This window comes from Glaciibacter superstes DSM 21135 (assembly GCF_000421145.1).
Classification (GTDB): Bacteria; Actinomycetota; Actinomycetes; order Actinomycetales; family Microbacteriaceae; genus Cryobacterium; species Cryobacterium superstes.
In genome coordinates this window covers 1-3,448 of the sequence record NZ_ATWH01000035.1, presented here as the reverse complement: position 1 = coordinate 3,448, position 3,448 = coordinate 1, and the positions used below count along the sequence as shown (strand labels likewise).

3 protein-coding genes are annotated in these 3,448 nt (G+C 63.3%); all 3 read right to left on the bottom strand.

What is annotated here, in order from left to right; translation table 11 throughout:
- Positions 1–84: 84 nt before the first annotated feature.
- The 3 genes from K323_RS0123350 to K323_RS29235 are packed head-to-tail and all read right to left on the bottom strand — an operon-like array spanning position 85 to position 3,303.
- Positions 85–1,104 carry a tyrosine-type recombinase/integrase gene (locus tag K323_RS0123350; protein ID WP_022887670.1) on the bottom strand — a complete coding sequence of 340 codons (1,020 nt, stop codon included), beginning with the start codon at positions 1,102–1,104 and terminating at the stop codon, positions 85–87.
- Complete coding sequence (locus K323_RS28320; protein ID WP_022887669.1) at positions 1,091–2,065, bottom strand: tyrosine-type recombinase/integrase; 975 nt, start codon at positions 2,063–2,065, stop codon at positions 1,091–1,093. The genes K323_RS0123350 and K323_RS28320 overlap by 14 nt, the downstream gene beginning before the upstream one ends.
- Positions 2,062–3,303, bottom strand: a complete 1,242-nt coding sequence (locus tag K323_RS29235; RefSeq protein WP_022887668.1) for a tyrosine-type recombinase/integrase — start codon at positions 3,301–3,303, stop codon at positions 2,062–2,064. Before K323_RS29235 ends, K323_RS28320 begins: the two co-directional genes overlap by 4 nt.
- Between the last annotated feature and the right edge of the window lie 145 nt (positions 3,304–3,448).

Here is a 3,448-nt window from a genome sequence, read left to right as displayed (position 1 = left end):
GACTATCCCGAGGAGTCTGTTATCCCGAGTCCTGCTCTGCGGGCGTGTGCAATGGCGGCCTGAGAGCTGATTTCCTCGGGATAATCATCGGAGCCCTGCGAGTTGGAGGATCATGTCGTCGCCTCCGGTCCAGAGCGGTGCGAGATCGGGCGTGGCGCTGCCGGCTCTCTGGATCGCTTCGCGAACCATCTGGTTGTCGGCCGACGCGTAGATGCTCGTGGTTGAGATATTGGCATGGACGAGGAACTCCTTGATGTGCGGAAGCGGAACTCCGGCGCGCAGCATCTGCATGGCGCGGGCGTGCCGCAGCTGGTGGGCATGGATCTTCTCCGGGACCTCCGAACAGTGCTGCCGTGCTGCGGTGGCGTGTTTGTTGAGCAGGTAGGAGATGTTGTCCTGGCTCATCTGGTGGCGGTGACCTGCCCGGACCGTGAAGAACAACGGGCCTGCGGCCCCCGTCGTGCCGGGATGGAACTCGCTGAGGTATTGGTCGAGGTGGCGTGCGGTCTTGTCCATCAGCGGAACCGTTCTGCTTTTGCGCCCCTTGCCGCTCAGCGTCACGCGAGCGGCGCCGATCGTGGTGTCGATATCCGCCGGGGTCAGGTCCAGGATTTCCTGGATCCGGGCTGCGGCGTCGAAGGTGAGCAGGATGAGGGTGGTGTCCCGGCGACCACGGCTGGTGTCTTGACCGGGGGCGCGGATTAACGCGTCGACGGCGGCCATGCTCAACCCGTCCGGCGCCCGCGTCGGTGTTCGGGCGGGTTTGACCTGGGTGACTTCCAGCCAGATCGACACCAGCGCCGGGTCCTCGCCGGCGCAGTAAGACAGGAACGACTTGATCGCGGCCAGGCGCTGGTTGGCGGATGAAGCACCGAGATGCTGGCTCTCCAGCAGCCAGGTGATGAAACCGGTGATGGTGGAGCGGTTGATGACATCGAAGCTGACCTCGGCCAGGGCAAGTTTCTGTGTTTGTCGGAGGTAGTCCAGCAGGGCATTCAGCGCGGTTGTGTAGGAGCGGATGGTGTGGGGGCTGAGCCGGCGCGACCGGGGCAGGTGGATGGTCAGCCAGGAGCGGACCAGGCGGAAGAACTTATCGGAGGCCATCGGGCGCCTCCAGCAGGGCGGATTCGACTCCGGTGTTCGCGATCCGGCGCAGGTCGACGTGGAAGTCCGCGGCGAGGTGGAAGTAATACCAGGTGTCCACCGTGTTGGCGTGCCCGAGGTGCAAACTCAGGTAAGCCACCAACACTTCCGGGTCCTTTCCCGCAAGCACCCATCGGTTGATGTTCTCGATGACGTGGGCGTGGCGGAGGTCATAGACGCGCGGCGGAGAACCCGGGCTTGAGATGATGTGCGGGTCGGCGGCGGCCAACAGCTCGTGGAACCAGTAGTCGAGGGTGGGTTTGCTGTAGAAATCGCCCGAATGGTTGGGAAAGAACGGGATCCGGTCCGGATGGAAAGCGCTGATGGCGGTGTCGTAGTGCCGGCAGTATCCGTGCAGATCTGACGAAAGAAAAACGATCCGGTCCTTATGCCCTTTGGACTCACGGATGCTCACCGTCCCGCGGGCCAGGTCCACGTCGTTGCGACGCAGTGTCCGGGCTTCGCTCGGCCGCAGACCCAGGCAGTAGATCATCCGGAAGATGGTGGGGATAATCAGCTGCCGCTGGCCACCAAGACCCGACGCCCGGATGTCATCGGCGGCGTCGAATAGGGACCGCAGCTGGGCATGGGAGTAGATATGTGGGCGGTAGCGGACCTGTTTGCCGGGAATGCCCGCGGGGATGACGTAGGCGGTCATGCCGAGTGCGCCCATGTGTTTGGCCAGTTGCCGGATCGGGGTGATCCGTCGCATCTGGCCGTTGACGTGCTCCGCGGGCCGGGCGACAACCCAGGCCATCGCCATCTCCTTGGTCAGCGTCACCTGGGCGGGGAAATTCTCAGCACACATCTTGTCGAAATGGTGCAGGTGCCGTTCGGACTGCGCGTAGGGCAACCCGATCGCGTGTTTGACTTCCAGCAGCGACCGCAGCGGAGCGGCCAGGCCACTGACGAAGCCGCTCACGAGAGTGATCTTTTCGGCTCGATGCCGACGAAGTCGAGACAACATTCCCGCATGTGCATTTCGTCGGCGGAGAGGTAGTGTTTCGCCGACGCAATTCCCCGGTGCCCGAGCGCGCCGGCGATCACCGGCAGCGGCGTGCCGTCCGCCAGCAGCCGGGTAGCGAACGAGGCTCGCAACACCCTGAAGCCGCGGCCCGTGCCGTTCTGAGTGATAACGCCCGAGCGAGCAAAGGCCCGTGAGGCCACCCAATACAAACTATCGGACGGGCCCAAACCGACGTAAGGGGCATGGGAGCGCAGGAACACGTGGTCGTCGTCACCTCCGACGGGTCTGCCGTTGAGGAGATAGTCCGCGATCGCCTGGCCGACCTCGGCCAGTAGCGGCAACGTCACCACTGATCCTGTTTTGTGCTGGGTGAGAGTGATTAGCGCGTGCGTCCAATCGATATCACGCAACCGCAAACTTGCAATGTCCACTGGCCGCAGCCCCGTCCTGGCGCCCAACAACAGCAGCGCCCTATCCCGCAAACCCACCGGTGTGGTGACGTCCGGCGAGTTGGTCAGCGCGGCAATACTCTCCGCTGGAAGCACTCCCACCGAGGTCACACGCCTGACGAACAATGCCGGGACCGCCCGGAACAGCCCCGAGCTGCCGGATTCCTCGAGGAAGCGGCACAACACCCGCAGCGCCGACACCACCGTCCTCATACTCCCGGGCTGATACCGGCTGCCGAGGAACACCACCATCGCCGACACGTCCGAACCCGACAGCGACCGGACATTCTTCACGCCGCGTTCGGGCAGCCACCCCAACGCCGTGCGCGACACGGTCGCATACAAATTCTGGGTCGTAACGGCCAACGACTGGCCCTGTAACCAGCGCTCGAACTGTTCCTGGACAGGGCGGAAGACAGCATTCAGTGCATCATTGGGATGCGCCTGACGAGACAGACTCCATTCGTAGGACCCGGTTCGTGCGACCTCCGATAGCACCAGGGCTGCCTTCCGGAGGAGCTTGTGTTTCCACTCTTTCATCCGGCCATTCCGGTGCTCCGCCGCGATAAATCGCACAAACGCAGCGACGCCTTCATCGCTGAACTCGTCGATCGAATCACGGGAACAGAACCTCGCAAACTGGGACCACGCCCACCGGTACTGCATCCTCGTCGACGGCGCATGGCCGAGCGGACTCATTGCCGCGTCTGCCTGCGCGATTAACTCGCCTATTGAAACACTCATCTCCGGCTCACCTCCAGTGAAAATCGAAAGAGATGAGCCAGCGTAGGCGGGCCGCGATTATCCCGAGGAAATCAGCTCTCAGGCCGCCATTGCACACGCCCGCAGAGCAGGACTCGGGATAACAGACTCCTCGGGATAGTCGCGC